24 protein-coding genes are annotated in these 24758 nt (G+C 43.5%); all 24 read right to left on the reverse strand.

Annotated elements, in window-relative coordinates; translation table 11 throughout:
• Nucleotides 1-5: 5 nt before the first annotated feature.
• From V3851_RS08770 to V3851_RS08885, 24 genes are read right to left on the reverse strand one after another with little or no spacing between them, the layout of a single operon-like run.
• Complete coding sequence (locus V3851_RS08770; RefSeq protein ID WP_331846144.1) at nt 6-1307, reverse strand: B12-binding domain-containing radical SAM protein; 1302 nt, start codon at nt 1305-1307, stop codon at nt 6-8.
• A 24-nt stretch (nt 1308-1331) separates the two neighbouring features.
• Nucleotides 1332-1874 (reverse strand): hypothetical protein, encoded by a 543-nt coding sequence (locus tag V3851_RS08775; RefSeq protein ID WP_331846145.1) that lies wholly within the window; start codon nt 1872-1874, stop codon nt 1332-1334.
• Nucleotides 1862-3046, reverse strand: a complete 1185-nt coding sequence (locus tag V3851_RS08780; protein ID WP_331846146.1) for a beta-ketoacyl synthase N-terminal-like domain-containing protein — start codon at nt 3044-3046, stop codon at nt 1862-1864. The genes V3851_RS08775 and V3851_RS08780 overlap by 13 nt, the downstream gene beginning before the upstream one ends.
• Complete coding sequence (fabZ, locus tag V3851_RS08785) at nt 3039-3497, reverse strand: 3-hydroxyacyl-ACP dehydratase FabZ (protein WP_331846147.1); 459 nt, start codon at nt 3495-3497, stop codon at nt 3039-3041. Before fabZ ends, V3851_RS08780 begins: the two co-directional genes overlap by 8 nt.
• On the reverse strand, nt 3494-3745 hold the full coding sequence (locus V3851_RS08790) for an acyl carrier protein (RefSeq protein ID WP_331846148.1): 252 nt from the start codon (nt 3743-3745) through the stop codon (nt 3494-3496). The genes fabZ and V3851_RS08790 overlap by 4 nt, the downstream gene beginning before the upstream one ends.
• A 31-nt stretch (nt 3746-3776) precedes the next feature.
• Nucleotides 3777-4754: a beta-ketoacyl synthase N-terminal-like domain-containing protein gene (locus tag V3851_RS08795; protein ID WP_331846149.1), complete on the reverse strand. Its 978-nt coding sequence runs from the start codon at nt 4752-4754 to the stop codon at nt 3777-3779.
• Nucleotides 4751-5971 (reverse strand): beta-ketoacyl-[acyl-carrier-protein] synthase family protein, encoded by a 1221-nt coding sequence (locus V3851_RS08800; protein WP_331846150.1) that lies wholly within the window; start codon nt 5969-5971, stop codon nt 4751-4753. Before V3851_RS08800 ends, V3851_RS08795 begins: the two co-directional genes overlap by 4 nt.
• Before the next feature lie 17 nt (nt 5972-5988).
• A complete protein-coding gene (locus tag V3851_RS08805) occupies nt 5989-7323 on the reverse strand; it encodes a coproporphyrinogen-III oxidase family protein (RefSeq protein WP_331846151.1) in 1335 nt (444 codons plus the stop codon).
• A gap of 18 nt (nt 7324-7341) precedes the next feature.
• Complete coding sequence (locus V3851_RS08810) at nt 7342-8496, reverse strand: thiolase family protein (protein WP_331846318.1); 1155 nt, start codon at nt 8494-8496, stop codon at nt 7342-7344.
• A gap of 5 nt (nt 8497-8501) precedes the next feature.
• Nucleotides 8502-9800, reverse strand: a complete 1299-nt coding sequence (locus tag V3851_RS08815; protein ID WP_331846152.1) for a B12-binding domain-containing radical SAM protein — start codon at nt 9798-9800, stop codon at nt 8502-8504.
• Between the two features lie 18 nt (nt 9801-9818).
• A complete protein-coding gene (locus V3851_RS08820; RefSeq protein WP_331846153.1) occupies nt 9819-10745 on the reverse strand; it encodes an NHL repeat-containing protein in 927 nt (308 codons plus the stop codon).
• 1 nt (nt 10746) lies between these two features.
• Entirely contained in the window at nt 10747-11649 is a 903-nt protein-coding gene (locus V3851_RS08825) for an SDR family NAD(P)-dependent oxidoreductase (RefSeq protein ID WP_331846154.1), read from the reverse strand.
• 20 nt (nt 11650-11669) lie between these two features.
• Nucleotides 11670-13283 carry a B12-binding domain-containing radical SAM protein gene (locus V3851_RS08830; RefSeq protein WP_331846155.1) on the reverse strand — a complete coding sequence of 538 codons (1614 nt, stop codon included), beginning with the start codon at nt 13281-13283 and terminating at the stop codon, nt 11670-11672.
• A complete protein-coding gene (locus tag V3851_RS08835; RefSeq protein ID WP_331846156.1) occupies nt 13280-13531 on the reverse strand; it encodes a phosphopantetheine-binding protein in 252 nt (83 codons plus the stop codon). The genes V3851_RS08830 and V3851_RS08835 overlap by 4 nt, the downstream gene beginning before the upstream one ends.
• 12 nt (nt 13532-13543) lie before the next feature.
• Nucleotides 13544-15061: an NHL domain-containing protein gene (locus tag V3851_RS08840; RefSeq protein WP_331846157.1), complete on the reverse strand. Its 1518-nt coding sequence runs from the start codon at nt 15059-15061 to the stop codon at nt 13544-13546.
• An 8-nt stretch (nt 15062-15069) separates the two neighbouring features.
• Nucleotides 15070-16437, reverse strand: a complete 1368-nt coding sequence (locus tag V3851_RS08845) for a B12-binding domain-containing radical SAM protein (RefSeq protein WP_331846158.1) — start codon at nt 16435-16437, stop codon at nt 15070-15072.
• Nucleotides 16403-17041, reverse strand: coding sequence for a TetR/AcrR family transcriptional regulator (locus tag V3851_RS08850; RefSeq protein WP_331846159.1), 639 nt, complete (start codon nt 17039-17041; stop codon nt 16403-16405). Before V3851_RS08850 ends, V3851_RS08845 begins: the two co-directional genes overlap by 35 nt.
• Nucleotides 17038-18342, reverse strand: coding sequence for a B12-binding domain-containing radical SAM protein (locus V3851_RS08855; RefSeq protein ID WP_331846160.1), 1305 nt, complete (start codon nt 18340-18342; stop codon nt 17038-17040). The genes V3851_RS08850 and V3851_RS08855 overlap by 4 nt, the downstream gene beginning before the upstream one ends.
• Nucleotides 18339-20900: a PEP/pyruvate-binding domain-containing protein gene (locus tag V3851_RS08860; protein WP_331846161.1), complete on the reverse strand. Its 2562-nt coding sequence runs from the start codon at nt 20898-20900 to the stop codon at nt 18339-18341. The genes V3851_RS08855 and V3851_RS08860 overlap by 4 nt, the downstream gene beginning before the upstream one ends.
• Before the next feature lie 16 nt (nt 20901-20916).
• A complete protein-coding gene (locus V3851_RS08865; protein ID WP_331846162.1) occupies nt 20917-21639 on the reverse strand; it encodes an HAD family hydrolase in 723 nt (240 codons plus the stop codon).
• 45 nt (nt 21640-21684) lie between these two features.
• Nucleotides 21685-22125, reverse strand: coding sequence for a DUF3788 domain-containing protein (locus tag V3851_RS08870; RefSeq protein WP_331846163.1), 441 nt, complete (start codon nt 22123-22125; stop codon nt 21685-21687).
• Between the two features lie 13 nt (nt 22126-22138).
• Nucleotides 22139-23155: an ABC transporter ATP-binding protein gene (locus V3851_RS08875; protein WP_331846164.1), complete on the reverse strand. Its 1017-nt coding sequence runs from the start codon at nt 23153-23155 to the stop codon at nt 22139-22141.
• An 18-nt stretch (nt 23156-23173) separates the two neighbouring features.
• The gene (locus tag V3851_RS08880) at nt 23174-23950 is read right to left on the reverse strand and encodes an ABC transporter permease (RefSeq protein WP_331846165.1); all 777 of its coding nucleotides are present in this window, start codon (nt 23948-23950) and stop codon (nt 23174-23176) included.
• A 1-nt stretch (nt 23951) separates the two neighbouring features.
• Nucleotides 23952-24749, reverse strand: coding sequence for an ABC transporter permease (locus tag V3851_RS08885; RefSeq protein ID WP_331846166.1), 798 nt, complete (start codon nt 24747-24749; stop codon nt 23952-23954).
• Nucleotides 24750-24758: the final 9 nt, after the last annotated feature.

The raw sequence follows: 24758 nt of genomic DNA on the forward strand, positions 1-24758 counted from the left end.
GCACGTTACCTCCGCATCGTCTGAAAGATCTCCTTAAAGTGGGTCATTCTTCGCAAAGAGGCTTCTTTCGAATAAATTTGATTAAGCGTATATTCAAATCCGTCCTGAAGTTCCTGTACTGTCATATTGGTTGGTCTGACTACCACATTCCACAATGTGTAGCTTCCCCAGTGACGAGTCAAAATCCGCCCTTCTTCTTCCAGCCTGGAGTAAAACCGGGACCCGGGAAAAGGTGTGGGGACAGAAATCATTGCTCCGTATAAATGATTATTCATTGTAAAATCTATAACTCTCTGAAATACCGACTTATCATCGCTGTCCAATCCTACAATAAAAGTCCCCCAGACGCCAATGCCATGGGATTGAATCTTTGCGATTGATTCTCCGTAAGAGTCCAAACGTCGGTATTTCCATTTTTCTATGTTCTTAAGAGACTCGGGAACAATGCTTTCAAACCCGATAACCAATTTCCGACAACCCGACGGATACAACCTTTCCAGCACATCGTCGTGATCGGCAACACTGATATCGGTGTGTGTCATCCAACGGAAGCCACCGTCCTTCATGCCATCAAGCAGACGAATAGCCATCTTTTTGTTCACCAGCATGTTGTCATCGGTAAAATATATATGTGGATTTTTTTTATAACTTTTTACAATTTCGATTTCCTGGAGCACCCTTTCCACGCTTTTATGCCTATATCTCGGCCCGTAAACCTTTGTTGAGGCACAAAACTCACAATTGTGCGGACATCCCCGGGAAATCTGTATCGGGATTGTCTTATACTTGGTCATATTCAAGAGATCATAACGAGGAATGGGAACTTGGTTCATATCAATTTCGCAATCATTTACATATGTCTTTTTCGGTAAGCCCTTGCGAAAATCGGATATAAATTCAGACCAGGTGATTTCGGCCTCCCCTATAAACACGGTATCATAATATTGTAGAGTCTCTTCAGGTGAATTAGTCGGATGCATACCACCCGCGATAAGATAAGTCCCCATTTCCCTAAATTTATCCGCTAACTCGAATGCTCTTGTTGCCTGCTGAGTCATAAACGACATTGCCACCATATCGAACGGGGTATTCCACGGAATCGTTTCAATCTCTTCATCAATATAGACAATATCGTCAAAGTCGTCTTTGGCCAGTGCCCCAACCGCCAGCAGAGGTAAATTTGGACAAGACATCAATTCTTTTAGCGATTCGATATGATTTAACTGTTCATAGATAGAGCGTGTTCTCTTGTTTTCTTCATCGGTGCCCATGGCAACGCCTTTAGGAGAAATTAATGCTAGCCGCATATCATCTTCACCCCTTGTCCAAACTTAATATTCGTTAATATCAACGGGAAACCGAAGAGTAAGCCCTCTTGCAGCCGCGGCTTCTTCGCTTTCAATAAAAAGTCCCCAGCATCTTTTTTCGTTATCCGAATACAATACCATCATTCCGTCACAAACATCCTTCATCAGTTGCAAAACCGCATATCGAATAGCTTGGATCGGGTGATCGGCATGCCATAGCGGTATCGAAGGGCCCTTTGCTTGCAACGCAATAGTTGTTCTGGCCAAAGCTGTAACCGTCATGATATTCGGAAACATACTAGGATTTATCCCGACATAACCCTGTAAAGATAGGACATGATGGAAAGCTTTTACGGAATTAAGAGGCCCTGTTCCTGTTGCCAGAACAATTCCCCAACGATTAGGATCGAGCGACTGGCCGTCTATCCGTTCATACAACCGTATCGCTGCCGCCAGAGTCATTTTGCTGTATCTATCCATTACTCGGGCATCAGGGTAATTTAATTGAATATTTTCCGCATGGCTACTACTGATGTAAACAAGGCTCGTGATACCTATTTCCGGCATGAGGATATTCCTTTCCATCTATTACACAGCAAAATGACGTTCATTCCACCAAAAGCAAAACAATTCACCATTACTGTCCGAGCCTTAACTTGTTCCGCCAAGCTATGAACTATCGGAATTTGACATTCCGGATCTATCTGTTCGAGGTTGCATACAGGAGGAACTACCCCGCGTTGAATTATGCCAATAGCGGTTAATAAACCAAAAGCTCCCGAAGCCCCTCCGGTATGGCCAATCGCACCTTTGGGAGCGGTGACTTTAATTCGCTCAAGAGTATCCGCAAAATATTTCGAGATTATGGCGGATTCAATTCTGTCATTCTGGATCGTTCCCGTTCCGTGCGCGACAATCACATCGACTTCATCCTTTCCGCAAGTCGCTGACGCAAGAGCCTGATCGATAGCGGCTATTATTTCCCGACCGTCCGGCCTTATCTGAACCACATGATGAGCGTCCACGGTTACTCCTGACCCGGCCAATTGACAGTACACATTTCCGTGCTCCGGTAAACGGTCCCCCCGTTCCATAATAAAGAATGCAGCACCTTCCCCGGGAACGATCCCTTTCCTGCGCTTATCAAACGGTTTACAGCCGTTGTAATCAATCGCATTCAGACGCCGAAATCCTGAATAAGTAATTTTCGACAAAATTTCGGCTCCGCCGGCAATGACAAGATCCTTTCTTCCAAAGCGAAGCAAATCCATTCCATAGCTGATAGCTTGACTCCCCGCCGAACAAGCGCTCCCGATATAGAATATCTCGCAGTTTAGCTGAAGAATGTCGGCAAGCCGCTGCCCCACAGATGATAGATATCTTGAATCAAGCGTGTGATAATCAAGTTCGGATAACTGATCAGCGAAGCCCATTCCGGAGCCAATTAGCAGTGCGACACGATCATATTGACTTATTTCTCCCCGCCAATCCGCCAAAGCCATCAAGATCGATTCCTTGCAAAGGTAAAGGAGCCGTTCTTCAGGAGTCAGACAGTCCTCCGGGTAATCAACGCCAATTCCGTAAATTCGTTCATCATTTGTTGAAATTCCTTGGGGAATAACCGTTTTATCCGCTGATTCCAATCCTTCCATATATTCCGTAAATGTGCGTCCGAATGAAGATATAACCCCCAGTCCCGTCACAATGACTTCATATCCGGGCGTATAATCCTTACCCATTAGCGATAGCCCCAAACGTCATTTGTCCCTCTGCCACCTTTTCACCATCGACGCGGTGCACTGCCTTTACGATAGCTCCACCGGGCGCCATCTTAACTATCTCGATTTCAATCTGTAAAATGTCTCCTGGTTGGACCACTCGCAAGAATTGAAATCTCTGTACTCCCCCAAGCACTAAAATACTCTCCTCTGAAAGATTCATCTCCCCGGGTGCAAAAGAGCAAAGAATCGAGGCGGCCTGAGCTGCAACTTCGATGAGAAAAACCCCCGGATAGATCGGTTTTCCCGGAAAATGACATGTGGCGAACAATTCGGTTGCGCTAACATTTTTAATCGCCTTAATCCTTTTGCACGGTTCTAATTCCAGAACCTTGTCAATAAATAAAAACGGAGGCTTTTGCTTAAGAAGTTTTCCTATTTCTGCGGGAGTCAATAAGCTATCTTTGCTCATAGGTTCAAATATTCAAACGTAATTTGAATAACTTGATTCAGGCTAGTCATTTCCTGGAGTCTTTCAGGATCGATAGTTATTTTATATTGATTTTCAATTGCAGCCAGAATTTCTAATGCTTTCAATGAATCCAGACCAAGATCATCCATGAAATTGGCGTCCGGATCAAGGGCCTCCTTCTCGACCCCAACAATTTCAGCCACTAATCCCTTTACTTCACTTGCCACATTCGTTTTCAAAAGTTCCATTTCCAATCTCCTCCATAAATTTAATTTGAAATCAAAATTGCGGGGATACATCCAATGCTAACCATGAAAATTGTTCCACGGAAACATTCAGGATCATATGATAGCGACCGTTAGCGAGAAGTTTATCCTTCGCTCGTAAAGCCGTGACAATCTGATATATGCCGGATGCCGACATTCGATCTTCCATAAGAGTTTCAACCGGACCAGAATAGTTCAGGTTACGACAAAGCGCATTCTGCCAGTCGACTGATTCCGATATCCCGCTATCCGAGCACACGGATACAAGACCAATCTCGTTGCTGTTCATACCGGAACTTCTTAGCCAGTCTCCGATTTTTTCAAAGAGGCTTGAGGGAAATTCATGCTCGGAATCATTACCAGCCGAAACGAAGCCTGTAATCTCCGCAAGTACATATTCGAAGTCGCTTTCAAATCGATCAGCGGCTTTCAGAACAACAAAACCGCATGTCTCAACCAGAGGAAAACGCGACTTATGAATACGCGCCTGCAAATAGCTTTGTTCATCTACTCCTCCTGCAAGCATCGATACCGCAAAACCATGCCGAATATGTTCATATGCGAGCCCTACGGCGTCCAGACTTGATGTAATTCCATTGGATACCGTGTACAAGGGACCTGCAATTTCAAGATGAATACCCGTTCGGCATGCAGTAGAATTCATTACGGTATTCGGGAATAATGCCGGATTTACACTAAGTGCCCCAGTTTCTAACGAAACCATGTCAAAGTTATGAATACTGTCGAGAGGGCCATACATTGTACCCAAAGCTAATCCGGTATCGGTTGAATCAACCCCTTTGAATCCGCCTGCCTTCTCCAACGCGGACGTAGCTGCTGCAAGAGTCAAAATGCTGACCCGGTCCATGCTCCTGGTCTGTATTCCCTTCGAAGCAAGATCATAATCTCCAGACGGTATACTGGCTATTGAAGCTTCGCGCCGCTCCGTACCTACTAGCAAAGATTCCCCGGTTATAAACACGCGAGTCATAAGCCCTCCTCTCCCCTCACGACAATACTGCTGACCTGTCCGCCGAAGGCAAAAGAATTGGAAATGATTTGCTGAATATTTGATTTACGCGGAGTATTCGGGACGCAATCGATACTGCAATCGAATTGTGCCGCACTAAAATTAACCGTCGGAAGCATGACCCCCTTATCCAGCATTTGCAAACAAGCAATCAATTCCAACGAAGCAGCTGCGCCTAACGAATGCCCAAGCATCGACTTAATGGAACTGAAAGGAGGTATACTCTCTTCACCGAATACTCGGCTCATCGCTTTTACCTCCGTTTTGTCGTTAGCGACAGTGCCTGTACCGTGAGCTGAAATATAATCGATCTCATGAACAGACAAGCCCGCTTCTTGGATTGCCAGTTCCATTGCCCTTACCGCGCCGTCTCCTTCAGGATGAGGAGCAGTCATATGATATCTGTCGGAGGTAAGACCGACTCCCGCGATTTCTCCCCATATTTTCGCCCCCCGTGCTTTGGCGTGACTCAATCTCTCAAGAATTACTATGCCACAGCCTTCTCCAACGACAAGCCCCTTACGCTTGTGATCAAAGGGACGACATAAATTGTCTGCCAGGGATAATAATCGCTGAAATCCGACAAATGCAACTCTGGAAAATATATCAACTCCACCAGCTATCGCTATATCTGCCTGCCCCCACTCAATGAATCTTTTTGCAATCGCCAGGGAATAGTTTCCGGCTGCACATGCCGCAGGTATGGTAAATATTGGTCCATGAGCACCGATAGCCCGCTTAACGGCATAAGAAATTCGGTTCGTGCTATACTGTCTCAGCAAATGATCGGGCAGTAATTCACCACCAGTCCGATGTCGCCACTCAGACAGTTGTTCTTCCGCCTGAATTTCCCCCATGGTTGTTCCAATACAAATCGCCGTTCTCGCTTCCCGAATTTCTTCTCTGTTCAATCCGGCATGTTCGAGGGCATCTAGCGATGCTGACATAGCATATTGCGCTGCTCTTCCATACTGTCGGGAAATGGACTCGTCCAAATGTCGCTGCCATGATTGATCTTCAATACGGGAACCGATCTTAATTCGATAATTGAGATCTTCGGCAAACTCCCGGATAACTCCATAAGTTATTGTTCCGGATTCCAGAGTAGTCCAGAAATCAGACAAATTATGACCCGCAGTAGAAATGACTCCCATTCCGGTAACAACCACCTGTTCCATACGCAGGCATCCCTTCTTCATGAAATAGTTGCCGGTACAACATGAGAACCTATCGAGAGTTGTTTTTTTAATGATGATACATTACGGAAAGTCGATTCCATAAAACGAACACTCACATCTCCTTGTACATATTCACCTTGCGTTGTTAAATGGTAACGTTCTCCATCGTAGAATAACAGGCCTTCATGAATCAAAGAGTTTATGATTTCTCCAAACACATCGTTAATGTCCACCCCATATTCAGCTCTAAAAACATCCGGTTCAACATAACCTCTTCTCAGTGCCAGTACCATGGTTCTTTCCATCATTTGCTTAAGGCCGGCTCGTCCGCTACACATCGATATAGGGAAATCTCCAGATTCCACCTGCTTCAGGTAGGTATTCACTTCGGTAGCATTCTGGTAGGTCATCCCATTGATAAAACCATAACTTGATGCGCCAACAGCGAGGTTATCCCCGTACCCGTCATAAGACAATTTCCAATAGTCCGCATGTAATCCCGCTTGATGGAACTCCGGTAAAATTGTGCGTTCATACCCGCGATCCAAAAGCATTTTGTTTCCCTTGATATACATTTCAAACAAAACTTCCTCCGTTGCTGCCGGCTGAATCAAACCTTTAATCATTTTGTTGTACATTTTAGAGCCGGCTATTATATATAGCTCATACATGGAAAAATGGCGTACAGGTAAAGACAAACCGATAGCAATATCTTCAAGCCATTCTTCAATGTTCTGCCCCGGAAGGCCGTACATCAAGTCAATCGCCAACGAGTCGAATTTATAACGGTCAACCATTTGAATCCATTCCGCTACGGACTCCTCAGATGCCTGAAGTCCCAACAACTTCCTGTAAGATGGATTAAATGTCTGGATACCGGCACTGATCCGAGACACCTTTTCTTCATGCAATCGGTGGATTTTTTCTTCATCCGCATTCGTTGTATTGCATTCTATTGAGATTTCAACATCTTCAGACAACGGCAAATAGTCCCTGCAAGCATGCAGTAATTGGCCTATTTGCTCGGACGAAAGACAGGTAGGGGTACCCCCGCCAATGAAAATGGCATCTATGGTTAAAGATTGCACATACGGTGAAGAACCATAGAGCATGATTTCGCGTATCAAACCATTTACATATCTCTGAATGATGTTGTTGTCATGGGGGACTTGTCTACTGTAAACGCAAAAATTACAAATTTTCGCGCAGAAGGGTATGTGAATATATAAAGGCGTTTTCCATGAGCTTACGGTAGGTTGATCCAGCCCGAAATATGATTTCCAGTCTTCCGTCTGGATTTTGGGATCCATAAGGGGATAATTCATAATCGCAACTTTATACAACCGTTTCATCCTCTAGCCCCCCTAAATTTAATTCCAGGCCTCGAATAAGATACCTTGCCCCATCCCTCCTCCAGCACACATCGCCGCGATTCCCCTGTTCCATTTATTCCTTTTCATGGTGTATAACAATGTGGTACAGATACGGATTCCCGTACATCCTAGGGGATGTCCAAGTGCAAGTGCGCCTCCATTTACATTTACGCGATCCCAACTCCAGCCCAATTTTTTTTGACAGATCAGCTGCTGTGCTGCAAATGCTTCGTTGCATTCAATCCCGTCGATTTCCTCCATTCTCAGCCCGCTCTTGTTAAGCATGGCCTGAATCACCTCAGCGGGTGCAAGTCCCATTTCAGCAGGTGCAACCCCCACTACACCCGAGCATTTATACTCTCCCATGGGTTCTACGCCGTAGGTTAAAGCCGCCTTCTCGGACATCAGCACCATAGCAGCGGCAGCATCATTAATCGAGGAAGAGTTAAGCTTGGTCAGTGTTCCATCAGAGAGAAAAATGGTAGCCTCCTTGGAAGCGACATCTTTGGACAGATTAGAGATAATCGTCTCATCTTCTGAAAACCATCCATCGGTCTCTTCATCCCAAACGGGGAATATTTCCTCCTTGAAATATCCCTTCTTTTGAGCATCCGCAGCCCTGCTATGGCTTAAACAAGCATACTCATCCTGCTCATCGCGAGTAATACCAAATCTCCGCGCAAGTAGCTCTGTGGATATGCCCATTTCATCGATAAGGTCTCCACTAATCTGCTCAAAAGTCGGCAACTTGCCATTAATTAATCCTCTTGCTGTTCGTATCGCATTCTTCATGACTTGAGGAGAGTTGCTCATATTTTCTACCCCGCCAACAAGCACGACCTCGGCTTCACCCAGCATTATTTGTCTGGCTCCCTGCACAAGAGCCTCCATGGAAGAACAACAAGTCCGATTTATCGTCGCCGCCGGTATCGAAGCCGGGAGTCCTGCACGGAGAATCGCCTTTCTGGCGATATTAAAATCTTCCTGTGGAAAGCAACAACCGGCATACACACTATCAATCGCCACATCAACTTTCTGAATTCTTCTAACTGCTTCGCTAAATGCAAGTGCCAGAAGGCGAACGTCAGAAATTTTGCTCAGTCTTCCGGCAGTCCTACCAATTGGAGTGCGGCATGCAGTAATTATGAGCACCCTGTTCAAATCATTTGCTCCTTTTTACCGTAAATTTTTTTAAATCCATTAATGACTTGATGAATCCTTTCCCGGGAGTTCAACCTTTCATTCAACTTGTCATACGCTTCTATAAATTCATCATGAGTAAGTTGTCTCAGTTTGAAGGTCAATTCAAATCCATTGTACGAACTCCAACTTTTGGTGACTAAACGGTCATCCTTTACGAACTTGTCATGTATACTTGTACCAGGAAACGGAGTCAAAATCGTAATATTAGTCGCGTAAAGCCGGGTTTCCAGAATAAAATCATATAGTTCTTCAAAAGTTTGCACATTATCGGCATCGAATCCAAGTACAAAACTTCCGACCACCCCAATACCATGAGACTGGATGATCTCGATAATTCGGGCGTAATCCTCTCGTTTCCTTCGCTTCCACATTGCGGAATCAACTTGTGCCAAATTTTCATTCGACAGGCTTTCGAAACCAATAAGCAATTGACTACAGCCGCTTAACCGCATTTCTTTCAACAGTTCCGGCTTGTTGGCGACGCTGGCATCTGTAAATGCATACCATCGAACTCCATATTGTTTAAGCAGCTTCAATAGTTCCATGGAATATCTGGGATCAATAAACATATTGTCATCCGTAAAAAAGATGAACGGTTTTGGCCATATCCCCACAATTGCGTCCAGTTCCCTTTTAACCTGCTCTATCGATTTGCGCCTGTATTTCTTACCGTAAATGGCAGAGGAAGCACAAAAATCGCATTGATGCGGGCAACCTCTTGAAGTTTGTATGGGAATACTCTTATATGAATAATCCCGAATTAAATCATATCTGGGAACCGGGCTTACAGTCAGATCAGGCAATTGTACGGAACGGTAAATCCGTGACGTACTCCGTTCGGATAAATCCGAAAGAAATAGCGAAAAAGTATCTTCGGACTCCCCTATAAATACAGTATCCGCATGTTTCAATACCTCATCCGGTAATACGGTTGCATGAATTCCGCCCATTACAACCTTTGTTCCATTCGCCCGCAGCTCGTCCGCTAAACAATAGGCGGCCTCTGTCTGGGGCGTCGACGGTGACATAAATACCAACTCGTATTGCTCCGTTATTCTTCGGTTATAATTCAGATCGATGTAATCCACATCGAAATCCTTGGGAAGCATCCCTGCGATGGTTAACAAACTGAGAGAAGGTGATGACCACAAACGTTTTCGGGCTTGAAACTCCCATAGATGCTCCCATTTTTCGTTCTTAAGAATATCCGCGGAGACAGACCCATCATTAGGAATTATCATTGCGACCTTCATTCAGCAATCACCTCTTCCTTATGTAGTATCATAGATCAGTTTATAGACCATCCCTTTTACCGTATCTACCCAATAAATCAACCCATTATAAGGAGCCGTGACAGCCCCGGTATAACCAAGTTTCGCGGGTAAACCGTGGACATCCGCCAGAATCTTCCATACCTCTTTGTCTATTAAAGTTGTAAGGCTGGCAGTTTCATGCGAGTACAGCAAAATTCTTCTTTGTTCACATATAATGACGGTGTCGTCCGGAGCCGCCGCTACCGCTACAGGATGCAATATCGGAGAAGCGCTCCATACCGTCTCTGTCCGGTAAAGATTGAGATCAACAAAGCGCAATACATTATTACCGGTATCGGCAAAATACAGTTTCGAGCCGCTCACACAAACTCCATATGGTTTATTGATTAGTGCATGGTTTATGTCGCCATCCTCAAATCCATATTCTCCGTTATCCGCCGTCAAGCATTTCAAATTACCTTCTGGCGATATCATACAAAGCCTGTTGTTAAAAAAGTCATTTGTATAGACGTTCAAACGATCATCCACTGCAATTCCGCTTGGCATACAAAAGGGTGAACTCTGTGATGTTATCCCGTTATCACTACAATTGTAGGCCAGTGTCTCCCAATATTGCCGATGCTTATTTAAACGTAAAATTTCATGCAAACCGGCATCCGCAATGTAGATCCCTCCTTCGGCACCAATGCTTATGGCAAGGGGTCTATCCAGAAACTTCGTAGTTCCATCCGGTAAACGGATCTCTCGGGTAAGTTTATGAATATGTCTTGTTTGCTCGTCTAGCATACACACCCGGTTGTTATGTAAATCCGCGATGTACAATACCTTATTTTCTTTGTCATATGTAACTCCTGAAGGATAATTAAAACAATTATCCTGTCCGGCAATCAATTCTACCTTCACATTGATAACTCTTTCCTGCATCTCAACGCTCCCTTCGAAGCAAACTTTTGAACAATTTCCTGCCGGCATGCGTAATAGAAGGGAGATACACACTGTTACTCATATCGGAGATCGTTCCAAATCTGTCAGCTATTTCTTCAATATTCAGGGACTCCCGATTTATACTTATCCCTTCGGCTTCGCAGATTCCCGACCTGGCAAAATATCCTCCCCCGGCGACATATAGATTCCCATTACTTTTACAAATCCCGGAACAAAGGTAAGCAACCAGAGGTGCCACCCATTCCGGATCATACTGATCTGCCATTAACGGATTAACCGCATTTGAAGTTTGAACCGTCGAGGCAAACGGTGAAACCAGGTTGCAGCATATTCCACTCGATTCCAGCTCAGCCGCTACGGACAAGCCTAGACCTACCACACCCGACTTCGCCGCGGCATATCCAGCATGATCTTGTAAGCCAAACATTCCGGTAGATGACGCGATCAAAACTATCCTTCCGTATTCCTGCTTTCTCATAATAGGGAGTACACGACGCAGCAAATAAAAGGCTCCTTGCAAATGAACGTCCATTAAAGAACTCCACTCTAAATCGCTCATCATCTCCAGCGGCTTAGTTATCATCTTCCCGGCATTGTGAACAAGAATATCCACTTTTCCGTATCTTTCCATTGTTTGATCAATAAGAGCGTCGACACCTTCCCTGACTGCAACAGAATGGGTATCGGCAATAGCGTCTCCACCTCTTTTTTTGAGTTCGGATACCGTCTTTTCGGCCAAGGAATCTCCATGTTTGTCTGTGGCAATGTCATTCACTACAACACTGGCTCCCCGGTCAGTCAGAAGAGTTGAATAGGTTTTGCCCAGGCCCAGGGCAGAACCGGTTATAACGGCCACCTCATTGTGAAAAGATATTTGTGCCAAACTCGGTTCCCTCCCTAATATCAACTGAAAAAACAATCCTCAAATGTTTGAATACCCAAATACTCCCGGCCATATTTGATAACGGACAACGCCTGCTCGACGGACATACCGGTATTGGTCGTGTATTCATATCCCAAGGCCAGAAATCCCGTATCATCATATCTGACGGGATTGTCCAAAGAAATCGAGGAAATGGAATATTTATCCTTATTATTGAACATATCCGATATTAATCCATAATGAACAAGGAATGCTTGATCATACCATTCCTTATTAGTTTTAAGAAAACGTAGTGATTCCTTCGCCTCTTCCTCAGTTTCACTTGGAAACCCGATTAGGCAACTCAATACGGAGTAAACGCCCGCGGCCTTCATATTTTTCAAAACTTGAACTGCCTGAGGCAAGTGGATACCTTTATTCATTAGCTTTAGAATACGTTCGTTTCCCGATTCAAATCCGAATAAAGCCGATCTCATTCCGCTTCTAGCGAGCAGTTCGCAGAGTTCCGCTGTGAATCTCCTATCCAGCCTTAGATAAGATTCGTATTTGATGTACAAATTTTCATGAATAAGCCGTTCGGCGATTTCCCTGGTTTGCTCGGGATGTATCGCATCGTCAATAAAATGAAAAAACCGGTTATGATGATCTCTTTTCATAACAGCAAGATCTGACGCAATTTTATCGATCTCTCTCCTTCCATAGCCATTCGTATCCCGGTAACTGCAAAAGGCGCAACGTGCCCAATAGCATCCCCTTGATAAAAAATACGGCAATTTAGGATAGACGTACTGATCCAAGGGCAAATCCGAGAAATCGGGAACAGCCAGTTCATTTACATCCGGAGAAGAAGCCTCGGGAGTTTGCAATATACGGCCCTGTTTATCATCGTAATAAGTCAGATTTGGAACATTGCCGAGATCCTCTCCATTCCGAACCGATGTCACATATTTCAGTAAGGGTTTCTCCCCTTGCCCGCAAATTAGAGCATCATATGCCTCCCTAAACGTAGGATGACCCGCAATAAGATTCCGAAATAGAGATACCTGCGGACCTCCCAGTACAATCCTGATGCCAGGAAGCCGTCTTTTCAGCTCACGCCCGATAGCCAGGGAGTAATAAATCTGACTGGCAAAAGGAATTGATATTCCTACGATTTGCGGCGATTCTTCACATATATTTGGAATAATTCGATTTCGAATATCTTCCATCACGTAGCCGCTTTCTTGATCGACGGCATCAAGATCAAATCTTTCTTTTATTTCATTAAAAGAACTTGGGGAGAAGCAAAAATCAGAAATTCCGGAGCCCGCAATTTTGATATAAGTATTAAGCAGTCTAAAGGCCCACTCATCCTTCCCTTTTTCTCTGGGTTCCTTAAGAATATGGCGTGCCCGATCAAAATTTTTTTCAACTTCTGATGCTGTAAGCTTGATGTTATTTAATGTGAAATATTTCTCAACCTTATCGAAACCCAGACTGATAATCTGATTCATCATACCCACATTAAAATCCTTAACCACTACATCGCGAACTCCGTGACTCACCAAATAAGATTTGAGGAGCGGCAGAGCCAAATGAGGGAATTCATGCACGCTTAATGGCGGGTAGATTAAGCACACTCCCCCCTTTTTCATGTATATTGCCTCACCAGCTCTCCGAAACCCTTTATATTCTTGATACGATCCATATTAAGATCACCATCATGAATTTCAATGGAAAATTCTTCTTCGATTTCCACCAGGATGGACAAAGCCAGTATAGAGTCAATCCCCAGCGCCAACAATGGTGTTTCATAATTCAAACTCTCAATTTTTTCTTCATCCCTAAGACGGGATACGATAATCTGCTTAATTGTCTCTTCAACATCAACACTTGTGTTCATAGAGAACTCCTCCTACTTTGATATTTGGATTTCGCAAATACGATTGCTCGCTCCATCAAGAATATACAAACGGTCTTCTGGACCGACCGCCAAAGCATTGGGATTCGCTAACCGAAATGCCGCAGACGAACCGTCGGGTCCGATTCCCGCCACTCCATCTCCTACGAGCGTCAGCAGGGTCCCTTCTTCGGAAATGACTGTCACGCAATTATTTCCTGACTCGGCGATATAAATGCTGCCGTCCGGACCACAAGTAACCGCTACCGGACGGTCGAGACAAGCTGACAGCAGGGTCTTACCGTCACGTCCCTTACCTGCAATTCCACAACCTGCTATTGTGCGAATAATTCCGGTTTGTCTCTCAATTTTTCTAATGCAATGATTAAAATAGTCGGCTATATATAAATCCCCCGTTCTTTGGTCGATGCCTATGCCGTAAATTTCTGCGAACGATGCATGAATCGCTTGTCCGCCATCCCCTTCATATCCATATTCCCCCGTACCTGCAAAAGTAGTAATAGTACCTTCCGTATCAACCTTTCGAATAACGTTGTTAGCGATATCGTTGATGAATAAGTTGCCTTCCGAGTCAACTACCGTCCCCCCTGGCTTATTAAGCAAGGCATTTAACGCCCGTCCGCCGTCCCCTTCATAACCTGGTTTTCCCATTCCCGCTACAGTTTCAATTATTCCGCTTTTAAGATCCACTCTGCGAACTGCATCATTTCCTGTATCCGTGATATAAAGGTGATGCTTGTGAACAAAAAGCCCTGTTGGTTTGTTCAGACTGGCCCGAACCGCAATTCCTCCATCGCCCGAATATCCGTAATGCCCGTTACCCACTATTCGATGAACAAAAGTTCCGTCAAATTTTAATACGGCGTGATTATTCTGGTCCGCAATATACAAATTCCCTAAATCATCGGTATCCATGGCCTGCGGTTCCCACAAACGCGCTTCGGACGCCGGAATCCTGTCATCCGCATATCCTACAGTTCCGTAATCACCGATTACAATCTTTACGCGGGAGGAGGGAAAAGCTGGTTTAAATCTTCCGCTTTCATCGTCAGGATGAGGAGCCGCGACTACTTTATCCCTCCTGTGCGCTTTCGCAAGAAACATAGCCACCAGCGCTTTTCGCATCAAGGATTGTAGGCCTTGACCATCTCTCGGCATAACTGCACAACCCGCGCTAAAAGTAATTCGAATGTTTGATAAGCTTGAGTTGATCTGCCAGCAAAAGCGTTGCTTTCGAAAATCAGTTTTCAGAGCATTCAGATATGACGTCAATTCCTGGATGCCGTTTCCTGGCCAAACCAGGATAAACTCATCCCCATCGGATTGCCACAATCCCACTTGAGGAGGACAATAGTCACGCAGATAATGCCTAATTTCGTCCATGATTATTTGAATCTCGTCCGGTTCGAATCGAAGACAGAGGCGTATCAGATAATCGATGTCAATGATTGCCACCCCAAACGGGATGTCGCTCTTAAGCATTTGATCTGAGTATTTCACAATTTCCTCCATCGGCCACCTCAATTTCCGTCACCTCCTTTAAAGAAAGCTGCAGCGGTTTCAGAAAGATCTTTTGTTCCAAAAAAACTGAGATAACGACCAATTTTCCTTTTTAACGGATCGCTAATCCATGGTGTATTGACCCTTTCATAAGTAAAATCCGCCCATTCTTCCAAGCACTCCGGATAAATGGTTCCATATTCAAGAGCTATGTCATATAGCGGAGTGCCAAGATAGGGAGAAAAAATAAACAACAATATCTCTACACTTGAATCAATCCGTTTCAAGGTTTCTATAAGTTTTACAGTTTCATGGAAATCCTTTTCCGGTTCCCAAGGAAATCCAACCATGAAAGACAACGAAGCCTGGAGACCGTGATGAACGCATTTCTTAACCGTCTGGACAATCTGTTCATTATTGTGTCTCTTATTAATTTTCCGCAGTACATCTTCATCTCCGGACTCGGCTCCGACGATAACCCGGTAAAACCCGCTTCGTTTTAACTTTTCGATGTATTCGTCAGAGAAACGAAGAAACTGCTCGGCGACAGCTGTACCGTCCCATTTAATGTCAATGCCTCTCTTTACCAGTTCGGAACCAAACTCCATTGAACGCCGGGAATCGACAAAAAAGTTATTATCGTAAAAATGGATGGCATCCACTTGATAATTACGATACAGCCACTCGACACCATCAGCCACTCGCTCTGGAGGAAGAGCATTCCATTTTCTTCTGTATACCGAACTGATAGAACAAAACTTACAAGCATAAGGGCACCCTCGGCTTGATTCATATCCGGCTACCCTTTTGTTCCCCCATAGCGGCTGAATATACTTGTTCATGTTTACTAAATGATATGCTCGTTCGATGGGCAAGGTATCAGCCAGATTCACAAATGGTTTACTTGCTGTACTTATTACATTTCTGTCGCTGTCTTTGTAAACGAGATTTGGAATGCTCTCGAGGTCTCTCCCTTCATCCAGACAAGATACCAACGCAGGAAAGGTAAACTCGCCTTGATGCGTTATGACGATGTCGACCAAATCATGTTTAAGCGTTTGTACTGGCATCAGACTGGGATGCCAGCCTCCCCAAACCACCTTAAGTTCAGGAAATGCTTCTTTAACGTTTCGGCACAAATTAAGTCCGTCACGTATCTGATAACTGGTTATAGCGCTGATCCCCAAACATAGGGTCTCGTCATCAACCAATTCCCGCCAAGTCTCCGAAAGGCCATCAGACAGCCTTCCATCTAGTATCCGAACTTCAAACCGGTCTTGATCGAATTGAGCTGCAAGAGCCAAAACAGATAAAGGGAGGCCAAGATACAATGAACTTGAATCGGCTTCTCCTTTAATTCTTGGGTAATACAGAAAGACATTTTTCATCTATACCCTCTTTCCCGAGTCCGCCTGTCAGAAGAAACAATACATCGCTGATTTTGTCAAAATCGGGAAGCCTATTCTGAATCAAACTCTGAATGTGAAAACCGTCACTTATTACAACAAATATCCACGCAATGGTTTCAACAAGTTGCTTATCAGCTTGAATTGTTCCTATTTGTTCAACCGTTTTTATAAACAGGCCGACATACAAATCATAAATTTCAAACAATACGCTTCTAATAAGCTCAACATTTCTTCGGCGATCCCTCAGGAGCTTCCATGCATCAAGATAAAGAGATAACGATTCGGGATAATTCCCGGTTCCTTCCGCGTACAATCTGACTAATCGACGAAAACGTTGCTCAGGATCGGCAATCTTGGCAAGTTCCTCCTTCGTCTTCTTCACCCAGACAACCGCCGCATAGGTCATTGCACTCATCTGTAACTCGTCGCATGCCGGATACATTTCTTCGAGATAAACTTGGCTAATCGCCAGGCGTTCAGCGACGGCCTGTGTCGTTACTGCTTCATAACCATTTAAGAACATCAGTTGCAAAGCGGCCTCTAACACTACCTTTTCCTTCCGCGAGTAAGTCTTTAAGCTCATTGGCAAATCGCCTTTCTTATCCGTTCTTTGATCTTGCGGGTTCTCTCTCGCACATTTTCAGCGGAATAAAATTTGTTATAGACCCAGGCCACCCCTTCTGCCAATTCCTGTGGCGACATGTTTTTGGGTTGATAAACGACGTCCCAGAAAGTATAGCGGCTCCAGTCATAATCAATGATCCTCCCTTGCCGATTCATCTCCTGAAATAGTTCTGTTCCGGGTAAAGGTGTAAGAATCGTGAAGCTTCCCGAATACAAACCGTTTCTCAGAGTGAAATCAAGCGTATCGGAGAAAACCGATGTCGTATCGTGATCTCCGCCGAACATGAAAGACCCCCAAATATTCAGGCCATACTTATGAATTTTTTCAATAGAGCTTTCGTATTTTTTTAATTGCTTCGCCTTCCATTGACGACTGTCCAAAAAGCTTAACCCGGTTTCGGATACATTCTCAAAGCCAATAAATAACCAGTGACAGCCGGCAGCATAAAGTGCCTTCAGTAATTCCTCATCCTCGGCAACCGAAATATCGGTTTGCGTTCCCCAGGTAATTTGCAGCTTACCAATTTCGCTTACTAATTCTTTTGACTTTTGTTTGGCGATGAACATATTGTCATCGGCAAAGAATACAAACGGGTTCTTATCAACTTCTTGAATCATCTTGACTTCGTAAATGACTTGTTGAGGAGTCTTGTGCCGATACGTATTTCCATACATAATCGGTAACGTACAATAGCTGCAAGTTCTGGGACATCCTCTTGTAGTTTGCACACTGTAAGACTTATACAATCTTTTATCGATTAAATCGTACCTGGGTACAGGAGAATCCGAAAAAATGGTATTTCCTTTACTCACATAAAGCGGTTCTGGTCTGTTGCTCAAATAATCTTGAAGGAATGCAGGCCACGTGGCTTCCCCTTCCCCAACGATAACTGTATGGGCATGAAGCATAGCTTCCTCCGGCATGATCGTCGCATGAATTCCGCCGAGAACAACATAAACTCCTCTTTTGCGAAAATTATCACATATTTCGTAAGCCCTATGAATTTGCTGGGTCATACCGGTAAGGGCGACAATATCGTAGCCTGCATCAAAATTGATCGTTTGGCCATGATCTTCATCGATGAAGGTAACCTCAAATGAATCCGGAATCATCCCGGCAATGGTTAGCAAACTTAAGTTCGGTGTCTCCCATGCCCCGTAAAAGTTTGAGACAACATCATTTTGTTCCAGAAAACTTTTCAGGTATTGATTTTTTCCGTATTTAGAACCACAGGGAACAATAAGGGCAAGCTTCCTCATACCGTCACCTCTCTTAAGTCATTCTTTGGCGACACCTCGATCTCCGCCAGACGAATTCGGCCTTGCGTGCCATCGATTTCAATCCAGCAATCATCGGTAAACAAATCTGTGGCCCTATCGTTAAATACAACAACGGGAATTCCGAACTCTCTGGCGATAATCGCGCCGTGAGAAAGGATATTGCCGAAATTCATGATCATCCCGCCCGCAATTTGTAACACAGGTGTCCAGCTCGGATGAAAGTTGGAAACAACCAAAATATCGCCTTGACATACTCTCTCCAAATCGCGAAACGAAGATACGACTCTAGCCCTGCCGCTGACTTGACCGGGGCTTAAGCCTGTAGCCTTATAACTCCTCTTTTTTCGGGCGGTTTGTAAACGAATCAAATCCGCTCCCTTAATTAAATAGGGAGGATTAATACTTTTGTTTTTATTTAGTATCTTCCTTCTGAAATCGACCCTTCTTTTCCAATTATGATCTTTACTCGATTCTGTCTTCAGCTCCATAATCTCGCTAACGGTTAAATGGAAAATATCTTCCTTATCATTAATCAAACCGTCTTCAGCTATTCTGGAGCCGATTTCCAGCATGAATTTTCGCAAAAGCAACCAGCTTTTATCGAAATAATACCTTTGATTTTCTCTTAAGTTCATATAGATTGACGTCAGCCGAATTAGCGATTTCAATTTATAAAGTTCATATTTCCGTTTAATGTAAGTAATATTATGCGGGTAGATTGTATCGGCGATGATCCGCCAATGAATAGGGGAAGGGTTCTCGTTGTCTATACTGCAAATGGCGGTACCATTTATAATGAATTGCCTTAGTAAACCGAGAACATAATCGGGTTGTTCAACCCAATGTGGAGACGATAAATCATCACAGGATATACCTCTATGACCATGGCGAGCAATAAAATCATCAAATTTGACCTTGAAATCAGAAGCTTCATGCTTGTTTGACAATCTAACATATATTGACATCGGGTCATCGGCGAGAAGAATCTCCTTAACCTCATTGCGACGGTTCGCTTCCTCCGCCAATTTCATCAGCTCTCTATTTGCCCTCATTGTCATATTGTCGTATTGGTCGTTATTTAAAGCTTCCGTCAATATTTCCTTGGCGTTTGGCAATGATGACAACTTGTCGATCGCTAATTGATAACATACGTTTGCCAAACCCAGAAACTGATAGTGGTCCTTACCTATATAATTACAGAACCAATCAATCAACTCTTCCAGCAATCGATATATTTCGGAAGTATCTAATTGATTCACATTAATCGCAGCATACTCGGCGATGCGGGATTCATATTTGTCGATACGCCTATACCAGCTTCTATGACCGTTAAGCATTAGCCTCATTAGCGACCGTTTTTTGGGAAGCGAGCTCAAGCCTCGATCTTTGAATGGAAGATCGTCATAATATTTACGCTGATATTTCAGGTTCCAATAGACCCTGTTGAAATACAATTGAAGAGGCTTCTCGGTTACATACTTCCCTATCGTTTTCGAATAGAAATCGAGATAGACCTGTTCTTGCCATGTGTCCAGCAGGGACAGATAACAAGTGCTAACCGGTTCGGAATAGCGGTCAAGCAAACTGCATTCCGCATTTTCCTTTATATTGCCGTCATAACAATCGAAAGAAATATCTTCTTCGGAACGACAAGTGATTGGCCTCACCTGTAATAAAAACCAATCATCACCCCGCATGGTCCATTCTATATCACAAGGATATCCATAGTACATTTCCAGAGCGATTCCAGTATCACGAAGATTAAACACCTCTTCTTCCGTTAACGTGGACTGCTCGCGTTGTTCGGAGGATATGCTGACCGTGTTGATTGAAGATACTCCTTCGTCGAGAACATATTTAATAAATTTTGTCTTTATCTCTCTTACAGCATCATTATTCACCCGGTCGGCCCGATACCTGTCGGCGGCCACCATATCATCTACCAGAGCGAAATTCAAGCCGGGATGTGCCTCGATGATGATATGATCATCCTGTAAATCTAATGGGTTCCTTGTAAAAGTCAACCCTGATTTATCTCCGCCAATCATCTCTTGAACAAGCAGACTCATCCCGTAAAAAGAGACGCCTGCGTTGGCCCGATAAGCGACAGCATATGGGGAAAAGTATGAATTCCAACATCTTTGAATTGCCTTCAGAAATAAATCATAACTTGAAATATTAAGAACACTGTCGTATATGCCGGCAAAAGAAAACTTTGTCCCATCCTCGTCTAAAGCCGAAGAGCGAACAACCCACGGCCCTTTGCCGGTTTCCAAAAGGCGCTTCCAAAGAAGGTTAATATCATTCAGAATCCCATCCGGATATTTACCGTCCCCTAACGGATCTGCGTCGGAAATTGATTCTTCTGACCAGCCGTTGTAGCCGCAATATTCGTGAAAATAATTAACGGGTATCGCAAAACTTAACGGAATCGGATAACCGCGCTTAGACAATTCCGCCAAGCGGAGAGTTTTGTGCCCGAAAAATTGATGATCCCATCCGGACAATTTGGCCAATTCACAAATACGCGCTTTCACTAGAATCGCCTCCCTCCTATTGTACCAATAGTAGCATTAGCTCACTAAGTGATCGTACCTCAAATAACGGCGCGGGAATTTCCGGTTTTAAGGATTCCCCTCTCCTATTTATCCATGCCGTGGGTATGCCAAGTCTTCCTGCTCCCATAAGATCATCCGTCTGGGAATCCCCTATCATCAAAATTTGAGCGGGAGTGAGATCAAGTTTTTCCATAGCATAGTCAAAAATCCGACGGCTTGGTTTGTTACTTCTGGCATCTTCCGAAGTAATGACAAAATCCATATTCAACCCATTTTTGATAATCGTTTGAGACAGGAGGTCATTGTCAGCGTTCGTAAGCAACCCCAGCTTGTAAAATTTCCTCATATTTTCTATGAATTTATGAACATCCGGATAGGCTTTGCAAGAAACAAACAGACGCTCAACGTACATTTTAAAAGGCCCGGAAAAATCGCTCACCTCAAAAGAAATGCAAGTCTTGATTATGCTTTCTTCCAAGAGATCAATTCCTCTTCTAAATTCCAACTCACTGCTCAAAACCGCCCGAAACCTCAAGAATTTGCCGAAAAAAGCGGAGCTGCTGACATTGGGATAAAAAGTATCCAGATGATCCGTGATAAACTTTCTGATCTGTTCGAATGGCTGATTTAGCTCAATGAGTGTGTCATAACAATCGCAACAAATGGCCCGAATTCCTTTAACTACATTCTCATTCGGAAAAATCTCCGTCTGATCCATGCTTATCCTCCATTGCTCGAACAAGTTCACCCAGTTTTTTGGTTATTATGCCGTCTTCTTCTTTGGTTTCTTTTTGATCATAAGAAGCTTTTTAATATCTTCATTACTTTCGGAAGACAAGACCCTGATCCATAACCACTTCCCGTCATGTAATTGATCGGTATCCATTATAAGGGACGCCATTTCCTTACTGAATTGTTCAAGACAGGATAGCGCTTCTTCGGCCTCTTTTTTTCCAAGCACAATTAGAATTGTAAATGCGCCAGATTCAGGATGAATCGCCGTTAACGTCTTGCCGCTTCGACGATATCTCACACACCATCCATAGTTCTTGCCTCCGAATACAATTTCCGGTGAAAAATCATAATTATCTTCAAGAAATTTCTCAAGGTCTACCCATGCCTCGGTAGCCTTGTCCCCCATAAATGTATAAATATCCTCCATGGTCGGCACTGCCAATTTATCCAACATTCTTGTATAGTTCATTGCATTCAACTCCTTAATTATTCACTAATAACCGTTCCTCATAATTATCCTTGTTAGTGCTGTAAATTTCCTTGATCGTATCTTCCAAGCTTGATTCTGTTAAGGTAAAATCAACTATTTTCAAGCCTTTTTCCAAAAGCATCGATAATACCGAGGATGGCGAATGATGAGACCGATCGAAATGGATGGAGTAAATGCCATTATTTTCAGTGATCTTCATTCCTTGCAAGTAAAGTTCCGGATGTCTATCTTCAAAACTAACATTCATAACGCAATACTTTGAACCGTACTCCTGCTTTAGCTTGGAGATTTCTCCCGAGAAAATGATGCTCCCTTTATCAAGAACGATAACTTTATTACAAACCCGCTCAATATCTGCGATATCATGCGAAGTTAACATAATAGTGGTTTTACGTTCCTTATTAACTTGTTTGATAAAATCACGGATACTGTCTTTGGCTACCACATCCAAACCAATCGTTGGCTCGTCAAGATAGACAATACGGGGATTATGCAGCAAGGCAACCGCAAAATCAGCCCTCATTCTTTGACCCAAGCTTAACTGTCGCACCGGCATCTTTAGCAGTGGGCCGATGCCTAAAATGTCACAAAACTTGTCCATGTTGTCATCGTACACTGTCTTAGGAATTTTATAGATGGTCTTCATCAAATTAAATGAATCTATTACCGGTAAATCCCAATATAAATTGCTCCGTTGACCCGCTATCAGTGCAATTTTGGATGCGTTCTCCTTTTTATTTCTGTATGGAACGATACCATCCACCCGTACATCACCTGAAGTCGGGTACAAAACGCCCGAAATTATTTTTAGAGTGGTGGATTTTCCGGCTCCATTTGGACCTATATATCCGACAATTTCACCTTCATCAATTGAGAAGCTAACATTATTTAGCGCAGTACTATACTCCCATTCCCTTTTGACCATATCTCTTATTACGCCATATGCTCCTTTTCGGGGCTTTGCGATTTTATAGTCTTTTGACAGATTTTGTACACGGATTATTTCCACTTGTCCTCCCCCTAATCATTAACTTCCCGCTCCTTGATAACGGGTTACACCAAGCCACCAGAGCTTATACATCGCTCCGAAGAGAAGCAGGCCTACACCAAGTATTCCAAGCATTATCCATTCCCCGGCCCCCCTTTTATCCAGCAGAAAGATAGTCGGATAATAGTTGATCAAAGCGAAAGGAATAAAAAAGGTAAGTATGATCTGCATTCCTCGCGGGTAAAAAGACATCGGCCAATTGATCACGTTCCACGAATTCGTCAAAACCCTCAGAAAGGCGTCAGAACTAAATGTCCAGAATGAGATTGCTCCGGAGAATACAATAAACGAACCGTAAATAAGTAGTGCACCCATCAGCGCGCAAATAAATAACAGCACTTTAAGGAGGGTCCAGTATATTGGAAGAAAGAAGAGCGTAATTGCCATTGTAGCTGCACCCAAAATAACATGGCTCAATGCCCAAGCGATGAAATGGCGTCCGACCAAATATACAAAGGCATTGCGTGGGGCAACAAAAAATTTGTCCATTTGGCCGTTCTTCATATAATAGCTCATCACCCACATCGGATCCCATAAAAACGCAGAGGCAGTCGCCCTAACAAAATACCCCATGGAATGCAAAAATAAGATTTCAAAAAAAGTCCAGCCGCCGATTGTTCCGAATTGATTTATAATGATCCACACAGCCACGAATTCAAGGGCATAACCCGCAATGCTTGCAATCATTTCGTATAAAAAAGATCGGCCGTATTGTAATCTGGCTTTGATATTTAACCATACCAAATGAAAAAACATGCTATCCCCCCTGAATGACCAGCTTGCGGAGCCCGATCCTCCAAATGATTGCACTTGTAATCCACAATAAGATAAGCCAACCCACATTAAACATAAGTTTTAGAGCGATATCTTCATACCCGTTCTTTCCTAAATAGATTGTAATAGGCAAATCGGCTCCAGTTCGTAATGGTAAAATATTGGCAATATTATGCAGCCAACCGGGAAATAGCCAAAGCGGAATATAAGCGCCGGATAAAATTTTAATTCCATTATCAAGGAGGAGCTTCACTGCTCCGTGAAGATCCATGAACCAAAAAACGGACAGACCGGCAATATAAAAAATATGGAAAAAAATAAGAAATGATATTATGACAATCCCTAGCGATAATAGTAAAGCTGCGGGATCATTAGGACTTTCAAAGCCAAAGAACAGAATTCCTAATATAAACATTGGAACTACGATAAAGAGAACCGTAAACAGACTTCTTCCAAGAAACTTTGAAAGCAGAGAGAGCTTATAACTATATGGTTTATTTAAATAATGAGTTATCTTCCCATCCCGAACATCCGTCACCATTTCATCGATTACGCTTGTATTAAATAAGCTAGCGGACAGACCGGATGCCAGAATGAAGTAGGTTACCATCTCTTGCTGCGACAGACCGATGTTTTCGGGATTTTTCGCATACAATACTTTCCATAGGAAAACTTGTATACAAAGCATTAAAACTGCGTTTAAAATTCCTAACCAAATTTCAAACTTATACGCTTTGGATGTCCTGAATGATAAGTAAAACAGATGAATATACTTCCTCAAGACTGCACC

Source organism: Paenibacillus haidiansis (genome assembly GCF_036553665.1).
In the GTDB taxonomy this organism is placed as follows: Bacteria; Bacillota; Bacilli; order Paenibacillales; family Paenibacillaceae; genus Fontibacillus; species Fontibacillus haidiansis.